The 19,515-nt window shown below is 72.2% G+C and carries 17 protein-coding genes; 5 read left to right on the forward strand and 12 right to left on the reverse strand.

Annotated elements, in window-relative coordinates; genetic code table 11:
• The 5 genes from VM938_06700 to murA all read right to left on the reverse strand — a co-directional run.
• On the reverse strand, positions 1–2,731 hold a 2,731-nt coding region (locus VM938_06700), incomplete at its 3' end, for an SdrD B-like domain-containing protein (protein HVF74720.1).
• Between the two features lie 120 nt (positions 2,732–2,851).
• A complete protein-coding gene (locus VM938_06705) occupies positions 2,852–3,628 on the reverse strand; it encodes an enoyl-CoA hydratase-related protein (protein ID HVF74721.1) in 777 nt (258 codons plus the stop codon).
• Positions 3,629–3,675: 47 nt separating this feature from the next.
• On the reverse strand, positions 3,676–4,629 hold the full coding sequence (meaB, locus tag VM938_06710; GenBank protein HVF74722.1) for a methylmalonyl Co-A mutase-associated GTPase MeaB: 954 nt from the start codon (positions 4,627–4,629) through the stop codon (positions 3,676–3,678).
• Between the two features lie 178 nt (positions 4,630–4,807).
• Positions 4,808–5,065 (reverse strand): NifU family protein, encoded by a 258-nt coding sequence (locus VM938_06715; GenBank protein ID HVF74723.1) that lies wholly within the window; start codon positions 5,063–5,065, stop codon positions 4,808–4,810.
• Between the two features lie 34 nt (positions 5,066–5,099).
• The gene (gene murA, locus VM938_06720; GenBank protein ID HVF74724.1) at positions 5,100–6,356 is read right to left on the reverse strand and encodes a UDP-N-acetylglucosamine 1-carboxyvinyltransferase; all 1,257 of its coding nucleotides are present in this window, start codon (positions 6,354–6,356) and stop codon (positions 5,100–5,102) included.
• 22 nt (positions 6,357–6,378) lie between these two features.
• Here murA and VM938_06725 point away from each other — a divergent pair, with 22 nt between their 5' ends.
• Entirely contained in the window at positions 6,379–7,530 is a 1,152-nt protein-coding gene (locus VM938_06725; GenBank protein HVF74725.1) for a M20 family metallopeptidase, read from the forward strand.
• Positions 7,527–9,023 carry an MFS transporter gene (locus VM938_06730; protein HVF74726.1) on the forward strand — a complete coding sequence of 499 codons (1,497 nt, stop codon included), beginning with the start codon at positions 7,527–7,529 and terminating at the stop codon, positions 9,021–9,023. Before VM938_06725 ends, VM938_06730 begins: the two co-directional genes overlap by 4 nt.
• Here the strand turns inward: VM938_06730 and VM938_06735 are convergent.
• The 6 genes from VM938_06735 to VM938_06760 form a co-directional block, all read right to left on the reverse strand.
• A complete protein-coding gene (locus VM938_06735) occupies positions 9,020–10,492 on the reverse strand; it encodes a sugar transferase (GenBank protein HVF74727.1) in 1,473 nt (490 codons plus the stop codon). The genes VM938_06730 and VM938_06735 overlap by 4 nt on opposite strands.
• Positions 10,493–10,569: 77 nt before the next feature.
• Positions 10,570–10,869 (reverse strand): hypothetical protein, encoded by a 300-nt coding sequence (locus VM938_06740; protein HVF74728.1) that lies wholly within the window; start codon positions 10,867–10,869, stop codon positions 10,570–10,572.
• Between the two features lie 157 nt (positions 10,870–11,026).
• The gene (locus VM938_06745; GenBank protein HVF74729.1) at positions 11,027–11,593 is read right to left on the reverse strand and encodes an alpha/beta family hydrolase; all 567 of its coding nucleotides are present in this window, start codon (positions 11,591–11,593) and stop codon (positions 11,027–11,029) included.
• On the reverse strand, positions 11,586–12,290 hold the full coding sequence (locus VM938_06750; GenBank protein ID HVF74730.1) for a hypothetical protein: 705 nt from the start codon (positions 12,288–12,290) through the stop codon (positions 11,586–11,588). Before VM938_06750 ends, VM938_06745 begins: the two co-directional genes overlap by 8 nt.
• An 88-nt stretch (positions 12,291–12,378) precedes the next feature.
• Positions 12,379–12,879, reverse strand: coding sequence for a hypothetical protein (locus VM938_06755; GenBank protein HVF74731.1), 501 nt, complete (start codon positions 12,877–12,879; stop codon positions 12,379–12,381).
• 4 nt (positions 12,880–12,883) lie between these two features.
• Positions 12,884–14,578: a S9 family peptidase gene (locus tag VM938_06760; protein ID HVF74732.1), complete on the reverse strand. Its 1,695-nt coding sequence runs from the start codon at positions 14,576–14,578 to the stop codon at positions 12,884–12,886.
• 55 nt (positions 14,579–14,633) lie between these two features.
• Here VM938_06760 and VM938_06765 point away from each other — a divergent pair, with 55 nt between their 5' ends.
• On the forward strand, positions 14,634–15,425 hold the full coding sequence (locus tag VM938_06765; GenBank protein ID HVF74733.1) for a hypothetical protein: 792 nt from the start codon (positions 14,634–14,636) through the stop codon (positions 15,423–15,425).
• Between the two features lie 85 nt (positions 15,426–15,510).
• A complete protein-coding gene (locus tag VM938_06770; protein ID HVF74734.1) occupies positions 15,511–17,391 on the forward strand; it encodes a hypothetical protein in 1,881 nt (626 codons plus the stop codon).
• Here the strand turns inward: VM938_06770 and VM938_06775 are convergent.
• Entirely contained in the window at positions 17,380–18,450 is a 1,071-nt protein-coding gene (locus VM938_06775; protein ID HVF74735.1) for an acyltransferase, read from the reverse strand. The genes VM938_06770 and VM938_06775 overlap by 12 nt on opposite strands.
• Positions 18,451–18,512: 62 nt before the next feature.
• On the opposite strand from VM938_06775, the gene glpX reads away from it, so the two are divergent.
• Positions 18,513–19,511 carry a class II fructose-bisphosphatase gene (gene glpX, locus VM938_06780; protein HVF74736.1) on the forward strand — a complete coding sequence of 333 codons (999 nt, stop codon included), beginning with the start codon at positions 18,513–18,515 and terminating at the stop codon, positions 19,509–19,511.
• The last annotated feature ends 4 nt before the right edge of the window (positions 19,512–19,515 follow it).

The raw sequence follows: 19,515 nt of genomic DNA on the forward strand, positions 1-19,515 counted from the left end.
AGAGGAACGAGCCCGCCGAGGCGATGCCGTTGATGTTGGTCACGCCCGCGGTGGGCGCCAGTGCGGTCGAGGCCGTGCCGTCGGCCAGCGACACGCGGATGACGCGGTCGCCGTTGGAGGAGCCGGACCCCACGACCCACAGCGTCTGGTCGTCGACAGCCAGGTCGCCCAAGCTGGATGCCAACGACGACGGAACCGTCGTGAGCGTGGTTGTGGCGCCGGTTTCCCGGTTCATGCGGTACACGACGAGGTTCTTCGACGTGTAGAGGTAGCCGTCCCTGGCGAGGACGACGCCGGTCCCGCCATAACCGAGCATTGTCGTGGCCCCCGTGGCGATCGAGGTCCGCCGGACGTAGGTGTTCGGGTACTCGCTGCAGGTGCTGTAGACGTACACGCCGTCGGTGGCGAGCTGGCTCGGCGACGATCCGAATCGCGAGGCGGCGCCGGACGTGCCGTCCGTGCAGCCGGTGCTCGTCGAGCCCGCCAGCGTCGTGGTGGCGCCCGTCGAGAGGTCGACCTGCCGGATGTGCCCGGAGGTCGCCACGAATGCTCGGTTGCCGTCAATCGCCACCCCGCCCATTGACGAGTAGAACGAGGCGCCGGTGCCGGTGCCGTCGGTATTCGCCGAGGCACTGTTGCCCGCCACCGTCGTCGTCGCCGCCGGGTTGAGCTCGACCGTCGTGGTCTCGTACGGGCTGAAGCCGAAGTCGGCCTCGACGGCAGCCGTGCCGACGGCCACCACGACGTCCTGCACGCTGGGCGTGGAGGGAACGGTCCTGGCCGGTCGGGCACTGGCGGCGACGGCTGCGCGATACGAACCTGGTGCGACGTGCGCGAACCGATACGCACCCGCCGCATCGGTCGTCCGGGTGCCGTGGTCGACGTCGTCAGCCGTACCCAAGGCCCCGTCGATGCCTGCTTCCGAGAGCGAGACGATGACGCCACTCACGCCCGGCTCACCCGAATCGGCAGCCCGGTCGCCGTCGGAGTCGAGCCACACCAGGTCGCCGATGGAGGCGGCCCAGCGGAAGCCGAAGTCGGCGGTGGTGACCGAGCCGTGGGGCGCCACGTCGACGTCGACGTCGGCCGGCGGGGCGGCACCCGCCGGGGCGGCGCCGCCGTCGGCGCGGACGCGGTAGGCGCCCGGTGCCACGTTGTCGAACGAGTAGGTGCCCGCCGCACCGCTGGCCGTGGTGGCCACCACGACGTCGTCGGCAGTGCCGCAGGTGCCGTCGGGACCGGGGCTCGACAGGCTCAGCGTCACTCCGGACAGCCCGTTCTCCCCCGCGTCCTGTTCACCGTCGGCGTCGGTGTCGAACCACACCCGGTCGCCCACCGAGCCCGTCCAGCGGAAGCCGAAGTCGGCGTCGGCCACTGCGGTGCCCGCCGCCAGCACGACGTCGCGGTTCACCGGCGTCGTGGCCGCCGTGCCCGCGGGGGCGCTCGACGGCGAGACCTGCACCCGGTAGGTGCCCGCCGCCAGGCGCGGGAAGAGGTAGGCGCCGGACGCGTCGGTTGTCGCGGTGGCCGACTCCACATCGTCGAGCGTGCCGAGGGTGGCGTCGGGCCCCGGCGTGAACAGCCGCACGGTGACGCCCGACAGGCCGCTCTCGCCCGCGTCCTGGGCGCCGTCGGCGTCGGCGTCGAGCCACACCCGGTCTCCGATCGAGCCGGTATGGCGCACCGCGAAGTCGACGTCGGCGCGCGCCTGGCCCGGGCCGAGCACCAGCGTCGTGGGGTTGGCGGCGGCGCCCGCCACCGTGGTGCCTGCGGGCAACGACGCCGCGTCGACGCTCACCCGGTAGGTGCCCGCGGGCAGGCTCGTGAAGGCATAGGCCCCGGACGCCGGCGTCGTCTGCTCCGGGCGCGTCACGTCGTCGGCGGTCCCCAGTTGGGCGTCGGCGCCCGCCTCGACGAGGGCGACGCGTGCGCCGGCGATGCCGCTCTCACCGGCGTCGAACGTGCCGTCGCCGTCGGAGTCGAGCCACACCAGGTCGCCGATGGAGGCGTTGTTCTGCCGGACGCCGAAGTCGACAGTCGTGTTCGTCTGGCTTAGGCCAAGCGTCAATGTTCGGGGGTTCGCCGTCGTGGAGGCGAAGCCGCTCGGCACCGCGATCGTCACGGTGTACGTGGCGGGCGCAAGCCCTGTGAAGGCGTAGGTACCGGTCGCACTCGTCAACGTGGTTCCAACGGTCGTTCCGCCGTTGGCCAGCGTGACGGCCACACCCGCCTGCCCCAGCTCTCCCGCGTCGTGCGTTCCGTTCCCATTGGCGTCGTTGAAGACAAGGTCCCCGATCGATGCGTTCGACGGCGCCAGGCCGAAGTTCTTGCCCGTAGCTGCTTGCCCGTTGGCCAACACGACCGTGAGCGGGTTCGGAGAGGAGGCGAAGAACGCACTCGGCACGGTGACCCGTACCGAGTACGTCGCCGGGCCCAGCTTCGTGAACGAGTAAGCGCCCGTCGACGAGGAGGTCGTCGAGCCGACGGTCGTCGACCCGTTGAGGAGCGCGACAGCGACGCCCGCCAAGCCGGCCTCGGTGGTTTCCTTCGTGCCGTTGCCGTTGGCGTCGTTGAACACCGTCCCGGCGATCGACGCGTTGTTCGCCGCAATCGCCACGTCGGGCGGCGCCAGCACGAGGAGGGACGCGGCAATGGCCACGACGACGGACACCGACACCGAACGGCGGGCACGGCGAACCAGCGCCCCACCGACAATTGAATCCCGCGTCACGACCTGCCTCCTCAGAGCGGAGGCAGTCTCCCGCCACGCCCGCGTTGCCCCAACGACACTGTGGCGACACGAGGCGCCGGCGGCTATAGCCCGTTCGGGCTATTTATGAGCGACTGCCGCTCAGCGGCCGGTGAACGTGGCCTTGCCGGGGCCGTTCTCCAGGAACGACTTGATGCCGATGGTGGCGTCGTCGGTACGGAACGACTCCACGAAGGCGTCCTGCTCGACGGCCATGCCGTCGGCCAGCGACCCGTCGAGGCCGCGCTGCACGGCCTGCTTCATCAGCCCCTGGGCGACGACGGCGCCGCGGGCCAACTCCCCCGCCCACGCCAGCGCGGCGTCGAGCACCTCGGCGGCGGGCACCACCCGGTCGACCAGGCCGATGCGCAGGGCTTCGGCGGCGTCGACCTGCCGGCCGCTGTAGAGCAGGTCCTTGGCTCGGGAGGGGCCGACCAGCCGGGGCAGGCGCTGGGTGCCGCCGCCGCCGGGGATGATGCCCAGCAGCACCTCGGGCTGGCCCAGCTTGGCGTTGTCGGCCACCAGCCGGAAGTCGCACCCCAGCGCCAACTCGCACCCGCCGCCCAAGGCGTAGCCGGTGATCGCCGCAATGGTGGCCCGGGGGATGGCCTCCAGCGCTTCGAGCGCCCGCACGAACAGGGCGCCGACGACACGGGCCTCGTCGGGGCCGCCGAAGCGGCTGATGTCGGCACCTGCGGCGAAGAGCCGCTCGCCGCCCCACACCACGACCGCGCCCGGCGGGTCGGCGGCCAACTCCTTGGCCGCGGCCTCCAACTGCTCCAACAGCTCGGGGCTGAGGGCGTTCATCTTGGGGCGGTCAAGGCGCACGACGGCCACGCCGTCGTCGCGCCGGTCAACGGTGACGAACTGTTCCGACATGGGCGCCGACGCTACCGCCGGCCCGTTCTGGTCCGGGAATCCCGCGCTCAGGCGCGGGATTCCCGGACCAGAACGTCGGCGGCGCTGTAGGGGTCGGTGCGACGGGCCAGCAGGTCGTCGCGCAGCCGGTCCCACTCCGGGCCCGAGCACCGCTCGAAGGCCGCCTGCTCCAACCGGTGCAGCACGATCTCCCGCAACTCGTCGGCCAGGCGCTTGGCCCGGCGCCGCTCGAACTCCCCGCTTGTGGCGAGGTACTCCCGGTGCGAGCCGACGGCGGCCCACAGATCGTCGACGCCCTCGCCCGACGACGCCACCGTCTTCACGATCGGCACCCGCCACTCCCCCATGTGCATGTTCATGTCGAGCATGTGGTTGAGGTCGCGCTCGGTCTCAGCCGCGCCGGGGCGGTCAGCTTTGTTGATCACGAACAGGTCGGCGATCTCCATGAGGCCCGCCTTGTTCGCCTGCACGGCGTCGCCCCAACCGGGGTTGACCACCACGACCGTGGTGTCGGCGGCGCCTGCGATCTCCACCTCTACCTGGCCCACGCCCACGGTCTCGACCAGCACGACAGGCAGGCCCGCGGCATCGAGCACCCGTACCGCTTCCGGCGTGGCCAGCGACAACCCGCCCAGGTGGCCGCGGGTCGCCATTGACCGGATGAAGACGCCGGCGTCGGTGGCGTGGTCCTGCATGCGCACCCGGTCGCCCAGGATGGCGCCGCCGGTGAACGGCGAGGACGGATCGATGGCCAGCACGCCCACGTCGCTGCCGCCCTTGCGCACGACCCCGATGAGCCGGTCGGTCAACGTCGACTTGCCCGCCCCCGGCGCGCCGGTGATGCCGACGGTATAGGCGCTGCCCGTGTGGGGGTAGACCAGCCGCCCCACCTCGCGGGCAGGCTCGCCGCCGCGCTCGACGGTGGAGATCAAGCGGGCGACGGCGGACCGGTCGCCGCGCAACGCCGCGTCGACCAGTTCCTTGGGATCTCGGTTCCGCATCGGGAACGAGAACTTAGTGCTCCGTCCCGGGGCCTCTGCGAGTGGCCCGGCGGGGCGGGTGCGCCGCCCGCAAGGCGCGACGACGAAGGAATGCCTGGAAGGCATTTCGAGGAGGAGCAACGCCGCGGGCGGGGTGCCCGGCCGTCGGGACGCCGCAGGCGGCCCCAGGACGGTGCACTTACAGCGCGTCCTCCATGACGTCGAAGTCGATGCCCTTGGCTCGCACTTCGGTGAGGCCGGGGACCCGGTCCTTGAGGATCCGTTCGATGCCCGCCTTGAGGGTCATCGTCGACATGGGGCAACCGCCGCAGGCACCGAGCAGCTCGACGTCGACCACGCCGGTCTCCTCGTTGTACTCGAGCACGCGCATGTCACCGCCGTCGCTCTGCAGGGCGGGGCGAATGGCTTCAACGGCGTCGAGCAGTGCTGCATCCATAGTCACGAAGGTACAACCGCCCCCGTACCGGCCCCTATTCCGCCCGGTGGAAGGTGACGTCGGCGCCCAGCGACTGGAGCTTGCCCGCCAGGTTCTCGTACCCCCGCTCGACGTGGAAGGCATCGGCCACCACCGTCTCGCCGTCGGCGGCCAGTCCGGCCAGCACCAAGGCGGCGCCCGCCCGGATGTCGGACGCCTTCACCGGCGCCCCCGACAGCCGGGGCACGCCGCGCACCACGGCGTGGTGGCCCTGGATGCGGATGTCGGCGCCCATGCGCAGCAGTTCGGCCACGTAGCGGAACCGGCCTGCGTAGAGGTTCTCGGTGACGATGCCCACCCCGTCGGCCACCGACAGCAACGCCACCAGGAACGGCTTGTAGTCGGTGGCCACGCCTGGGTACGGCAGCGTCGACACGTCGATGGAGCGCAGGGGCTCAGGCCGCGCCGCCCACAGCCCGCCGTCGCCGGCGGAAACCTCCAACCCCATGGCCGCCAGCTTCTGCAGGAGCATGTCCATGTGGTCGGCCCGGGCGCCTTCCACCGTGATCTCGCCGCCGGCCAGGCCCACGGCGGCCAGGAAGGTGGCGGCCTCCACCCGGTCGGGGATGACGGCGTGGTCGACCGGCCGCAGCGACTCCACGCCCTCGATCTCCACCGTCGACGTGCCCGCCCCGTCGATGCGGGCGCCCATGGCGGAGAGGAAGTCGCACAGGTCGGTGATCTCGGGCTCGCGCGCCGCGTTCTCGATGACGGTGGTGCCCTTGGCCAGCACGGCGGCCATCACGATGTTCTCGGTGGCCCCGACCGACGGGAACTCCAGCAGGATGCGGGTGCCGCTCAACTGGTCGGCGCGCGCCTCGATGTTGCCGTGGGCCAGGTCGAAGGTGGCACCCAGTAGCTCGAGGCTTCGCAGGTGCATGTCGATGGGCCGCGACCCCAGGTCGTCGCCGCCTGGCATCGACACCCGCGCCCGTCCTACGGCGGCCAGCAGCGGCCCCAGCACCACGATCGACGCCCGCATGCGCTCGACCAGCTCGTAAGGCGCTTCGGGCACGATGTCGGCGGGCCGGGTGATGGCCAGCGTCTCGCCGTCGCGTTTGGCGTCGACGCCCATCGAGCACAGCAGGTCGCACATCGTCTCCACGTCGGCGATGTGGGGGACGTTGCGGATGACGTGCACGCCTTCGGCCAGCAGTGTGGCCGCCATCAGCTTGAGCGCCGAGTTCTTGGCCCCGCCCACCCGGACGGTGCCCGACAGCGGCGAGCCCGGGCGCACGACGAAACGATCCACGGCGTCAGTATGCTCGCCCGCCATGCGGGACCACGTCGACGCCCGAGCGGTGGTCGAGCTGACCCAGGCGCTGGTGGCGGTCGACACCCAGAACCCGCCCGGCAACGAACGCGAAGCGGTGGGCATCTGCCGCGACGCCCTCGCCCCCTTCGGCGCCCGCTTCGAGGAGTTCGAGGTCGCCGAGGGGCGCACCTCGCTCATCGCCTCGGTGGGCACCGGCGAACCGGGGCGGCCCACCCTCATCGTCAACGGCCACCTCGACGTGGTGCCCGTACACCGCGAGGGCTGGACATGGGACCCCTTCGGCGGCGAGCAGTCGGGCGGCAACCTCTACGGCCGGGGCACGTGCGACATGAAGGGTGGCATCGCTGCGGCCATCCACGCCCTCGAAGTGCTCCAACGCGACGGCCGTGATGCCGCCTGCGACATCGTCTTCCACCTGGTGGCCGACGAGGAGCGGGGCGGCGCCCTCGGCACCGAGGCCATGGTCGCCGCGGGCATCGTCAAGGGTGACGCCTGCGTGGTGCCCGAGCCCACCTCGCTGAACCTGTGCGTGGCCGAGCGCGGCTTGGTGGTCGGCTACCTCACCGTGCACGGACGGCCCGCCCACGGCAGCGATCCCCGCGCCGGGGTGTCGGCTGTGGAGAAGGCGGCCAAGGTCGTGCTCGCCCTGCACGCCGCCCAGTTCGACGGCGGCCACCCGTTGCTGGGTTCGCCCACCTGCAACATCGGCGAGATCAAAGGCGGCACCGGCCCTAACACGGTGGCGGAGCGCTGCGACATCGTGCTCGACCGCCGGGTGCTGCCGGGCGCCACGCCCGCGGGCACCGAAGCCGAGCTGCGGGCCAAGATCGACGCGCTGGGCGACGACGAGCTGCACTACGACCTGACGTTCGACACCTTCGGCGAAGCCTCCGAGATGGACCCCTCGCACGCCTTCGTGGCCCAACTGCGGCGGGCTTGCAGCGCGGCCTTGGGCGACGAGCGCGACGTGATCGGCATGACGTTCGCCACCGACGCCCGCTTCGTGCGCAACCAGGCGGGCATCCCCGCCGTCGTCTTCGGCCCCGGCGGGATCGAGCAGGCCCACACCAACGACGAGTTCGTCTCGGTGGCCGACCTGGTGGACGCGGCCGCCGTCTACGCCGAGTTGTACGCCACGTTCACGGCGTGACCCGCCTGGTCACCGAAGCCGTCGTCGACGTCGAGCGCCTCGACGACGTCCTGCGGCCTCGGCAGTCGTTCGTATTGGAAGAGCCCGCCGGCGACGGCACCTTCCGCGGCGCTGAAGGCCCGGTCCGCACCTACTCCCGCCGCGTGGAGACAGAGCCGCTCCCCGACGGGCAGGTGCGGGTGCGCCAAGTCGTCGACTACACCCTCGCCGTCCCCTACTTCGCCTTCGTGTTCCTGCTGCCGTCGCGCCGCTTCCTGCGCAAGCTGCACGAACCGAAGCGGGCGCCGTGGTGGGCGCCGCCGCAACGGGCCGACGCCCGCGCCGCCGCGGCGCTGGGCACCACCGCCCTGCTGTCGTACATCGCCGGCTACATGGGCACCATCCTCACCCAGACCATCACCTTCGCGGCCGACGACTTCGGCACCGGCAAGGGCGCCCAGGGGGTGGCCTTGGCCCTGGTGCGGGCCGATGTGGTGCTCACCGTGCTCATCGTGGCGCTGGCCGACCGACGGGGCAGGCGCAGCGTGCTGCTCAAGGCCACGGCCGTGGCCTGCGTGCTGACGGCGACGGGCGCGCTGGCGCCGTCGCTGGCCTGGCTGGCGGCCAGCCAAGTGGTGGCGCGGGGGTTCGTCACCGCCGCCCTCATCGTCATCGCCATCGTGGTGGTGGAGGAGATGCCCGCGGGCAGCCGGGCCTACGCGCTGAGCGTCCTGGCCCTGGCCGCAGGCGGCGGCGCCGGCCTGTGCGTCGTCCTGCTCCAAGTGTGCGACGTGGCCCCGTGGGGCTGGCGCATCCTGTTCGCGGTACCGCTGGTCGCCGTCCCCATCGTGCGCCACGCGGCGCGGCACATGCCGGAGAGCCGTCGCTTTCGCGCCCCCCACGGACAGGCGGGCATGGCCGGCCACGGCCGCCGCTTCTGGCTGCTGGCGGTGTCGGCCTTCCTGCTCAACCTGTTCGTGGCCCCGGCCAGCCAGTTCCAGAACGAGTACCTGCGCACCGAACAAGGCTTCTCGGCCGCCCGCATCAGCCTCTTCACCGTGCTGACCGGCACGCCCGGCTTCCTCGGCATCGTGGTGGGGGGGCGGCTGGCCGAGCACAGCAGGCGCTTGGTGGGCGCCGTGGCCGTCGTCGTCGGCGTGGGCGGCACCCTGCTCGTCTACCTGTCGTCGGGATGGTCGATCTGGGCGTGGTCGCTGCTGGCCTCGGTGGTGGGCGCCGCCACCGTCCCCGCCCTCGGGGTGTACGGCCCCGAGCTGTTCCCCACCGGCATGCGGGGACGGGCCAACGGCATCATCACCGCCTTGGCCCGCGTCGGCAGCGTGGTGGGGTTGCTGGTGGCGGGCTGGATGGGCGACCGCAGCGGGCGGCTCGGCAGCGGCCTGGCGTTGCTGGCCATCGGTCCTGCGCTGCTGGCCGTGCTGGTGCTGGTGGCCTACCCGGAGACCGCCCACCGGGAGCTCGAAGAGCTCAACCCGGAAGACAGGGTTGCCTAGTACGCACCCTTTGAGGCGATCACGACGGGGATCGTGCGCAGCAGGATCACGATGTCGTGCATCATCGACCAGTTGTCGACGTAGTAGAGGTCCCAGCGCTGGTACTGCGAGAAGCTGGAGTCGCTGCGGCCTCGCACCTGCCACATGCCGGTGATGCCGGGCTGCACCCGCAGGCGGTCGAACAGTTCGGGCCCCCACTGCGTGACCTCGGACGGCAGCGCAGGCCGGGGGCCGACCAGGCTCATCTCACCCTTGAGCACGTTGACCAACTGGGGCAGCTCATCGATCGACAGCTTGCGCAGCACCCGGCCCACCGGGGTCACCCGGGGGTCGTGGCGGATCTTGAACAGCGGGCCGTCGGACTCGTTCAGCAGGTGCAGTTCACGCAACCGCTCTTCGGCGTCGACCACCATCGTGCGCAGCTTCAGCACGTGGATGCGCCGGCCGCGGCGGCCCACCCGCTCCTGGCGGAACAGCACCGGGCCGGGCGAGGACGCCTTGATGAGGACGGCGGCGAGCAGCAGGACGGGCACGGCGGCGATCAAGGCCAGCGACGACAGGGCGATGTCGAAGCCCCGCTTGGCCACCGGGCGCCAGCCGTCGCGCTGCACGGCCTCGACGTAGACGACGGGGAACCGGCCGAGCGGACGCACCGACAGGCGGGTGGCGTCGATGTCCTTGAGCGACGACGACAGCTCCACGTGGATGCCGGCGTCGGTCAGTGTGCGGGTGAGGCGGTTGCTGGTCTCGGTGTCGACGTCGGTGGTGGCGACCAGCACGCCGGTGGCGCCCGCCATGCGCACCTGCTCGGCCACCTTGGTGCGGGAGTCGAGCACGGGGCCGTACTCCACCAGCTTCGGATGGATGCTCTGGCCGGGGTTGCCGACCAGGCCGACGACCCGGTAGCCCAACTCGGGCTGCTCGCCCAGCATGGTGGCCAGGGCCAAGGCCTCAGGGCCGGTGCCCGCGATCACCACCGGCCGCAGGCAGTGCCCGCGGCGGCGGAGGCGGTTGAAGGCGTAGCGCACCACTTCGCGCTCGGCGGCCATGGCGACGGTGGCCACCGCGAACAGCGACAGCAGCCACGACCGCGGCACCAACTCGTCGAGGGAGTAGGCGACGACGGCCACGCCGACCACGCCAAGGCCCACGGCATGGACGATGCGGGTGAGCTCGTCGCGCCGGGTGGTGATGTGGCGGGCGTGGTAGAGGCGGTACCGGGCGAACAAGCCGATCCACACCGGCAAGGCCAGCGCCCACACCTTGGTGAAGGCGGCGACGTCGACCGGCGTGGTGTCCTCGGGCAAGGTGTGGCGCAGGGCCAGCACCGCCAACATGGCGGCGGTCACCGTGGCCGCGTCGGCCAGCACGACGAACGACCGCGCCAAGCGCACGACCCCCGGCCGGGCGCGCACAGTGGCGGCCCGGGTCAGCAGGTCGTGGACGGCGACGGAGGACGACTCCGTCACCTGCGCTGGGTTGATCGCTTTCATCGCGCTCGTTCAGCTCCGGTCGGGGCGCAGGTGATGTGGACGGACCTGGTAGATCAGGCGGATGCCGTCGACCGGGTGCGACCCCGGCGAACGAGGACGGTGCCGAGCCCGATGGCTCCTGCGCCGATGGCGACCATGCCGACGATGTCGCCGCCGGTCACGGCCAGCGACCCCGCGTCACGGCTGGTTGTCACGCCTGCGACCTTGGTGTCGCTGCCGGTGCGCGTCTCTGTGGTGCCACGCACGCGAGGCGGATCTGTTGTGTTGACGTAGTCCTGCGCAACGGCTGCAACCGGCATGCCGAGTGAAAACCCGACGGCCAGCGCGCCCGCAACAATGGTGGAACGACGCATCAGTGCCCCTCTTCCCTTTCGTACCCCTACCCGGGGAACTCTGACTACTGTACCGCCACTCTGAGTAGCGGACAACGGCTAAAGCTGCTTACACGTCCTTTTCTCGCGCGGGACGCGTTATTCCTTCACCACCCATGGCGCGATAGTGCGACCGCTCCTACCCCGCGAGGAGGGCAGTCACCCAGGTTTCGACCACTTCTGCCACGTGTGCGTCACGGCGGCGAAGCCCGTGGTCGCCGCCGTCGATCCAGGCAAAGGTGACCGGCCCGGGGATGGCCTTGGCGTGGCGGGTGAGCTCGCCGGGGGTGCCGAAGGCGTCCTTGGTGCCCGACACGAACAGGCAGGGCAGGTCGAGGGCGCCGAAGTGGTCGACCCGGAGGCGGTCGGGCTTGCCCGGCGGGTGCAGCGGATAGCTGACGAGCACCAGGCCCAGGGCGGGTAGCCCCTCGGCGACGGCCATCGAGCACATGCGCCCGCCCATCGATCGCCCGCCCAGCAACAGCCGCTCCGGGGGCAGGCCGGTGCGGGCGGCCAGCGCCGCCGCGCCCTCGCGCACCGCTGCGACCAGCACCGGAGCCCGGTCGGGGGCGCGCCGTCCGGCCTTTCGGTAGGGGAAGTCCATGCGCTCGACGGGGATGTCGAGCGCTTGCTCGACGGCCACCAGCGCCGGTTGGTCGCGGTCCGCTCCTGCGCCGGGCGTGAGCAGCAGGGCGGCGTCAGGCATCGGCGAGCAGGATGCGCTTGGCCTGGGTCAGGTCGGTGATGCGGGCACCGGCGACCTCGGCCGCCGCCCCGTGGTCGGGATGGGCGTCGCGCACGAGGGAGCGGAAGCGGCGCAGGATCTCGCTACGGGCCGGTTCGACACCGGTCTCGAAGCCGAGCACGGTGAGCGCCCACGACTCTTCGTCGTCGCCCGGGCGGCGCCAGGGCCGGAAGGCGGCCTCGTCGGACGACAGGTAGCGCAGCAGTCGGGCGTCGCCGGGGCCTTCCCATCGGGTGGCCCGGCGCAGCATGCGGAAGACGTCGGGCCGCACCCGGTACGACAGCTTGGCCGCTGCATAGAGGGCGCCGAGGGCCTGGGGCAGCACGGCGCCGTGGCCGTCGACCTCGAGGTCGACCGCCTCGCCGTCGCCGACCAAACGATGGCGGCTGCGGTCGAGCCCGTGGGTGTCGGTCTGGAAACGGTGGCGCAGCCGGGGCTGGACGATGCGCTTGCCGCTTTCCAGGTCGGCCAGCAGGCGGTCGATGTCGTCGCGGGACTCGTCGTCGAGCTTGGGGGTGCAGGCCCCGACGATGGCGGCCAGCAGCAGCCCGCCGAAGCCGGGTGCAGGTTCGACGGGCAGGTACAGGTCGCCGAGCGCGATGCGGCGGGTGGGGGCGATGGCCCGGGAGTGCCGGATCTCCAGCTCCGCCAGCAGCACGACCGTGACGCTACCGGCAGCCTGCTCGCTACGTGGCCGAGGTTGCGTACGGATCGCGCTGTTTTCCGCGCCGTTTCCGACGCAACTTCTAGACGAGGGTGCGGAGCAGGTCGCGCAGGACGGCGGCGTCGGCCACGATCAAGTCGTCGTCGGCCTCTTCTTGGAGGGCGTGCGACACGGCGGCGGCCCGCCGGCGCACCTGGTCCCAGGTGGCGTCGTCGATGCCGAAGGGCTGGGGCAGGGCCAGCGCGGCCTGCACGGCGGCGATGGCCTCGGCCGCCAGTTCGACCTGCACGGGGTTGGCGTTGGCCACCTGGTCCATGGCGAGGAAGAGGTCGGAGAGCACCTCGTAGCGCTCTTCGTCGTCGTCGCCTTCGTCGTCGGCCTCGTCGAGGGCGTCGGGGAACTCCACCTGGTCGAGCAGGGCGTCGATGCGCTCCTCCTCCGCCTCGGGCACCAGCAGTTCGTCGCCGTCCCACTGGTGGGCGATGCCCTGGGTGGTGAGGAGGGTCGAGAGCCGGGCCCGGTCCTCCGCCGTCCAGTCGTCCAGCTCGTAGACGAGCAGGTCGTGGTCGTCGTCGGTGCTCATCCCGTTATCCAAGCACGAAGCGGTCGAAGAAGGCGGAGACGCGGGTGAGCTCGTCCTCGGTGGTGGCGGGCTTCGACCAGCCGTGCCCCTCCCCTTCGTACTCGTGGTGCTCGACGTACCCGGCCACCGCCGCGGCCAGCGTGCGGGTGTGGGCGGCGGGCACCACCACGTCGTCGGTGCCGTGCAGGAGGAGCAGCGGGTCGGTGATGCGCGACGCGTAGGTGAGGGGCGAACGGGCCACGTGCTCCGCAGGGCTGCCGACCAGGTGCTGCGTGTAGTGCGCTTCGTACCGGTGGGTGGTGGCGGCCAGCTCGGCCAGGTCGCACACCGGGTAGAGGGCGACCGCGGCCCGGAACAGCCCGGGGTGGTCGGCCAAGAGGCGCAGCACGGTGAGGCCGCCCGCCGAGCCGCCCATGACCGCCATGCGGCCGGCGTCCCAGCGGTCGGAGGCAGCCAGCATGGCTGCTACGTCTTCGGCATCGGCCCTCCCCCACTCGCCCCGAAGCGCCTGCGCGTAGGCCCGGCCCCAGCCGGTCGAGCCTCGGTAGTCGGGGAAGAGCACGGCCCAGCCCCGATCGAGGAAGTAGGCGAGGCGGGCGTCGAACTCGACCCGGCGTTGGTCGGTCGGCCCGCCGTGGAGCCACACCAGCAGCGGCTTGTCGGGGCCGGGGGCGTAGAGGCGGCCGTGCACCCCCGACACGGTGACGGCTTCGGGCTCGGGGAGGTCAAGCGCCTCGAACCCACCCACCGGTCCTCGGGCCACGGCGGTGCGGCGGCCGTCGTCGTAGACGGTGACCGCGGTGGGGGTGCGGGCGCCGCTGCGGATGCAGGCGACGGTGGTGCCGCGGGCGCTGAGCGCGCTGTGCACGCCCTTGCCCAGCTCCGCCTGGTCGGACACCCGCACCAGGCGCCCGAAGCCGTGCTCGTTTCGAGTCACCACCAGGTCGCCGTCGGGCAGCCAGGCGTAGGTCGACTGGCCCGGCCCCCATGTGGGCCCGCCGTGTTCGTAGGCCTCGTCGAGCAGGGGGCGGGGGTCGGGGTCGGCGACCCACAGTGTGAGCCAACCGCCCTCGTCGCAGAGGAAGGCCAGCGCGGTGCCGTCGGGCGAGAAGCGGGGCTGCTGCACGGCGGCGCCGGGGAAGGCGATGACCCGGCGGGCGCCGCTGGCGAGGTCGGCGACCACGATGCGGCTCTCGTCCCACGGCATGTTCGGCACGTCCCACTCGTGCCAGGCCAGGCGGGTGCCGTCGGGCGACCACACCGGGTCGAGGCAGAAGTCGGCCTCGTCGGCCACCGTGGCCGCCGCGCCGGTGGCCAGGTCGAGCACCTTGATGCGGGCCAGTTCGTCGGCCGCGTAGGCCACCCGGGTGCCGTCGGGCGAGACGCTGAGCGCCGCCGCGGCGGCGTCGGGCATGAGCGCCTCGACCAGGCCACCGGTCGACGGGATGCGGCAGATGTCGCCCCACGGGGTGGCGTAGACGATGGTGCGGCCGTCGGGCGCCCAGTCGAAGACGCCGCCGCGAAAGGCGGGTGGCGGGTCGGTGGTGACCACCAACTCGGGCCCGCCCGCGGCGGGAACGGTGAGCAGGCGGGTGCCGTTGGCGTCGCGGGCGAGGAAGGCAACGACGGTCCCGTCGGGCGACAGGCGCGGCTCCGACAGGGCGCGGCCGCGCGCGCACATGGCTACCGAGACGGGCATTGGGTGAAGGCTAGGTCCGTTGGATGGGGGCGCGGGCGCCGTATCGTGGGTGGTGATGACCGAAGTCGAGCGCGAGGCCATGTTCTTCGCGGTGTTGCGCGAACGGGCCAAGCCGGAGCCCGGCGTGCTCCCCGCCGTCGACATGTCGGGCGAGGTGGAGCGGCGCATCGCCGAAGCCGACGCCGAGATCAGCGCCTGGTTGGAAGAGGCCGAGGAAGAAGGCGCCTCCATCCTCGAGCGAGCCCGGGTCGAGGCCGGCCGGCTGCGCATGCAGGCCCACGAGAAGGCCGAAGAGCTGCGCCAGGCGGCGGAGCGAGCAGCGGCCGAGGCACTGCGCGAGCGGGAACGGCTCGTGCGCCAGGCCGAGCTGGAGGCCACACAGGCGGAGGCCGACGCCCGAGCCCGGGCCGCCCAGGCACTGCACGAGGCCGAAGAAGCGGCCGCTCGCCGCCGGCGGGAAGCGGCCGACGAAGCCGCCGTCCTGTTGCACGAGACCCGCGAGGCCGCCGAGCGGCGCATGGCCGCCGCCGACCGCGAAGCCGAGTGGGTGCGGCGCCAGGCCGAAGGCGACGCCCGCGCCGTGGAGTCACACGCCACCGCCACGGTGGCCGCCCTGCAAGCCGACGTGATGGCCATCCACCAACAGCTCAGTGCGTTGGTGCAACAGGCATCCGCTTTGCTGCCTGCGCTGGAAGGGGCATCACAGGCGTTGGCCGCCGGCCCTGCGGCGCCGAGCGCGCCGACGGCCGCGCTGGCACCACCGCCGCCTGCCGAGTTGTCGGCAGCAGTCGAGGTGGTGGCGCCGCCGCGTTCGAGGCCGCTGGCGCGGCTGCTCCGCCGCGGCTGACCTTCGTTTTGGCTTTGCCCCTGGTGCGGCGGGCCGATCTCGGTCACACTTGTTCACTGACAGTGGTCGGAGGGACGGAGTAGCGGTGGCACACGACGACCAGGCGGAGATCGAGCGGCTGCGAAGCCAGGCTGCGCGCGTCCTGCAGGAGGCTGAGCAGACGGCGGCCAAGCTACGGGCCGACGCCCACGCCGTGGTGGCCCACGCCGCCGTCATGCGTACCGACGCCACCCGCCAGGTCGCCGAGGCCGAGCAGCGGATCGCCGTCATGGTGCGTGAGGCGGAGAGTGAAGCGGGGCGCCTGCGCCAGGACGCCCAAGACCACGCTGCGCGGTTGTTGGCCGAAGCCGACAGCGTGTGGGAGCAGTCCGACGCGGCGGCCGAGCGCATGCGCAGCGAGTCCGAGCAAATCCGTACCAATGCCACCGCCGAAGCGGAGCAACTGCGGGAGGCGGCCGCAGTCGAGGTCGAGGAGGTGCGCACCGCCCTCGCCACGGAGGTCACGGCCAAGCTGGCCGAGGCCGAGGACGAGGCGGCGCGCATCGTCGCCACCGCGGCGACGGTGCGCGAAGAAGCGGACGCCGCCGTGGCCCGCCTCCGCGCCGAAGCCGACGAAGCCCTGAGCGAAGCCCTGGCCGACGCCGACCGCCTGCGGGCCGAGGCCGTCGAGGAAGCGGGACGTGTCGCCGCCGACGCCGAGGTCGAAGCCGGACGGTTGCGGGCCGAGGCCGAGGAGGTCGCAGCGCGCATCGCCGCCGAGGCCGAGGTCGAGGCGCAGCGCCTGCGTGACGAAGCGACCCAGGTGGTTGCCGACGCAGTGGCCGAAGCCGAGAAGGTGACGACCGAGGCCGACGCCGAAGGCCGGCGGCGGCGCGACGAAGCGGCGCAGGTACTGGCCGAGGCGGCGGCCGAGTCCGAGCGCATCCGCACCGACGCCGTGGCCGAAGCCGAGCAACTGACCACCGAGGCCGACGCCGAAGCCCAGCGCATGTGGGTGGACGCCGCAGCCGAAGCCGACCGGCTTCGCGACGACGCGCAGGCGGCGGCCGAACGGGTCCGGGCCGAGGCAGACACCTATCGGGCGGGCATCGACGGCGAGGTCGAGCGCATCCGCGCCGAAGCTACGGCCGACGCCGAACGGATCCGTGGCGAGGCCGACGCCTACCGCGCCGGCATCGACGGCGAGGTCGAGCGCCTGCGGGCCGAAGCGCAGGCCGAGGCCGAGCGCATCCGCACGGAGGCGTCCGCCCAGGCGCACGAAGAGAACGAACGCCTTCGGGCCGACGCCTTGGCCGCGGCGACGGCAGAGGCGAGCGCCCTGCTGGCCCAGGCCCACGAGCAGGCCGAGGCCGGCGCCCGGGCCGCCGAAGAGGCGGCCAAGGGCGTCGAGGCCGAGGCCCGGCGCCGGGCCGACGAGCTGATCGAACACGTCCGCCTCCGCGCCGCCGACGAGCACGAGCGCGTGGTGGCCGAGGCCCGCACGGAAGCGGCCGAACTCATCGCCGCGGCCGACGAGGAACGCCAGCGCCGCCTGCAGGACGCCGCCCTGGTGATGATCGAGGCCGAGCTACTGGTGGCCCGCCGCCACGAAGACGCCGAGCGCGAGGTGGAAGCCATCCGCCGGCAGGCGGCCACCGCGGCCAAGGCGGCATGGGACGAAGCCATGCAGGCCATCGCCGCCGTGCACAGCGAAGCGGGCCTGGTGCGGGCGCAGCTGGGCAAGCTCATGAACGAAGCGGCCAACCTGGTGCCGTCGTTCGACAACGCCACCCGCGGCCTCGCCATGTTGGCCGCCGAAGCTCCTCGGGCCGGCGACGTGCTCGAGGCGGTCACTCGCCGCAACGAAGGCACCGAAAACGAGCCGGTGGCGGCGGCTGCGGAACCGGAGACGACCGACGAGCCGGCGGAGGCCGCCGAGGAGGAACCTCGCGCCCGCCGCCCGATCGGCCGGCTGCTACCGCGCTGAGCGGCGTCGCACCACCAAGCCCGGCCCGGCCAACAACAGGGCCGTCACCAACAACGGCGCCAGCGCCCACAAGGGCCGCTGCGCCCACCACACCAAGTTGGTGGTCTCCGGTGCCCGTAGGCCGACCAGCCGCAGCACGCCGTAGGCCAAGGCGAAGCCCCAGGCGTGCGACAGGAAGACGGGCATCGACATGCTCGTCGCCCACCCCAGTGCCCGCTCGACCCGAGGCCGGGCCAGGCGCGCCTCCACCCACGGCTGCACGACCAGCACCACGCCGACCTGGAAGGCACCCAAGCCGAGGATGCACAACGTCGGCGGCCCCATGTTGGAGATCGACTCCTGCGGCACGCCCACCATCGAGCGCGGGTACAGGCCCATGTTCGTGAGCACGGTCAGGGCGCCGAAGCCGGCCAACGCCAGCGCGGCGTGCGCCCGTCGTCCGGCGTTGCGCAGGCGTTCGTAGAAGAAGCCGAACTGGTGGACGGTCCCCCACACCAGCAGCCAGTTGAGCCACGCCGCCCAGCCGATGTCGTAGTGGAAGCGCAACAGGTCGACCCACGCCACGGCGCCGACCAACACCACCAAGCCCGCCTCGCCGGTGCGCTCGTGCAGCCACACGCCCGCCGGGGCGATGGCCACCAGCACGATGTAGACACAGAGGAACCACAAGGGGCTGAGCACCAGGAACAACGACCGGTCGAGCCACCCCACGTCGGGCATGGCGATGCCGACGGCCACCCGGATCACCAAGGCCACGGCGAGGGCGATGCCCGCGGGCACCAACAGCCGCCGCACCCGTCCCAAGAGGAATGTGCCGTAGCCGCGGCCGGATGCCCGCAGCGAGAGCCAGGCGCGGCGGTGCACGTAGCCCCCGACGAAGAAGAACACGGGCATGACCTGCAACAGCCAAGTGAGCAGCCACAGCCCGCGGGTGGCTCCGATGGGGTTCGACGCGTGGGGGCCGTCGTGCTGCCAGACGATGACGGTGAAGACCCAATGCCACACCACCACGATCAACAGGCTGAACGCCCGCAGGGCATCGAGATAGGCCTCCCGCATCGGCCAATCGTGGCCGCTCGAACTGGGGCGGGGCGGGATGGCCGGGCTAACGTCCGCCGATTATGGCGGCCGCTGAACGACAGGCACCCGATCGCAACCTGGCTCTCGAGCTCGTCCGAGTGACGGAGGCCGCCGCCTTGGCGGCGTCGCGCTGGATGGGCCGTGGCGACAAGGAAGGCGCCGACGGCGCGGCGGTCGACGCCATGCGCATCGTGCTCCAGAGCGTGCCCATGGACGGCATCGTCGTCATCGGCGAGGGCGAGAAGGACGAAGCGCCCATGCTCTACAACGGCGAGAACATCGGAGACGGCTCGCCGCCGATGACCGACATCGCCGTCGACCCCATCGACGGCACCACGCTCACCGCGCTGGGGCGGGGCAACGCCTTGGCCGTTATCGCCGTCAGCGATCGGGGCACGATGTTCAACCCCGGGCCGTGCGTCTACATGGAGAAGATCGCCGTCGGCCCCGAGGCTGTCGGCATGGTCGACATCCGCCAGTCGGTCACCGAGAACCTCAAGGCCGTCGCCGCCGCCAAGAAGGAAAGCGTGCGCGACGTCACCGCCGTCATCCTCGACCGCCCCCGCCACGAGGCCATCATCGACGAGGTGCGCTCAGCTGGTGCCCGCATCCGCCTCATTCCCGACGGCGACGTGGCGGGCGCCATCTCCACGGCCTGGCCCGACTCGGGCGCGGACATCCTCTTCGGCATCGGCGGCACCCCCGAAGGCGTGATCGCCGCGGCGGCCCTCAAGTCCATGGGCGGCGAGCTGCAGGGGCGCCTGTGGCCTCGCGACGAGGCCGAGCGCCAAGAGGCGGTCGACGCCGGCTACGACCTCGATGTCGTGCTCAGCCTCGACGACCTGGTGCAGGGCGACAACTGCTTCTTCGCCGCCACCGGCATCACCGACGGCGAGCTCCTGCGGGGCGTGCACTACGACGCCCGCGGTGCCACCACCCAGTCGCTCGTCATGCGGTCGAAGTCCGGCACCGTCCGGCGCATCGACGCCCGCCACCGCCTCTACAAGTTGCGCGAGTACAGCGCCATCGAGTTCGACTGACCGT

This window comes from Acidimicrobiales bacterium, assembly GCA_035536915.1.
GTDB lineage: Bacteria > Actinomycetota > Acidimicrobiia > Acidimicrobiales > JAHWLA01 > JAHWLA01.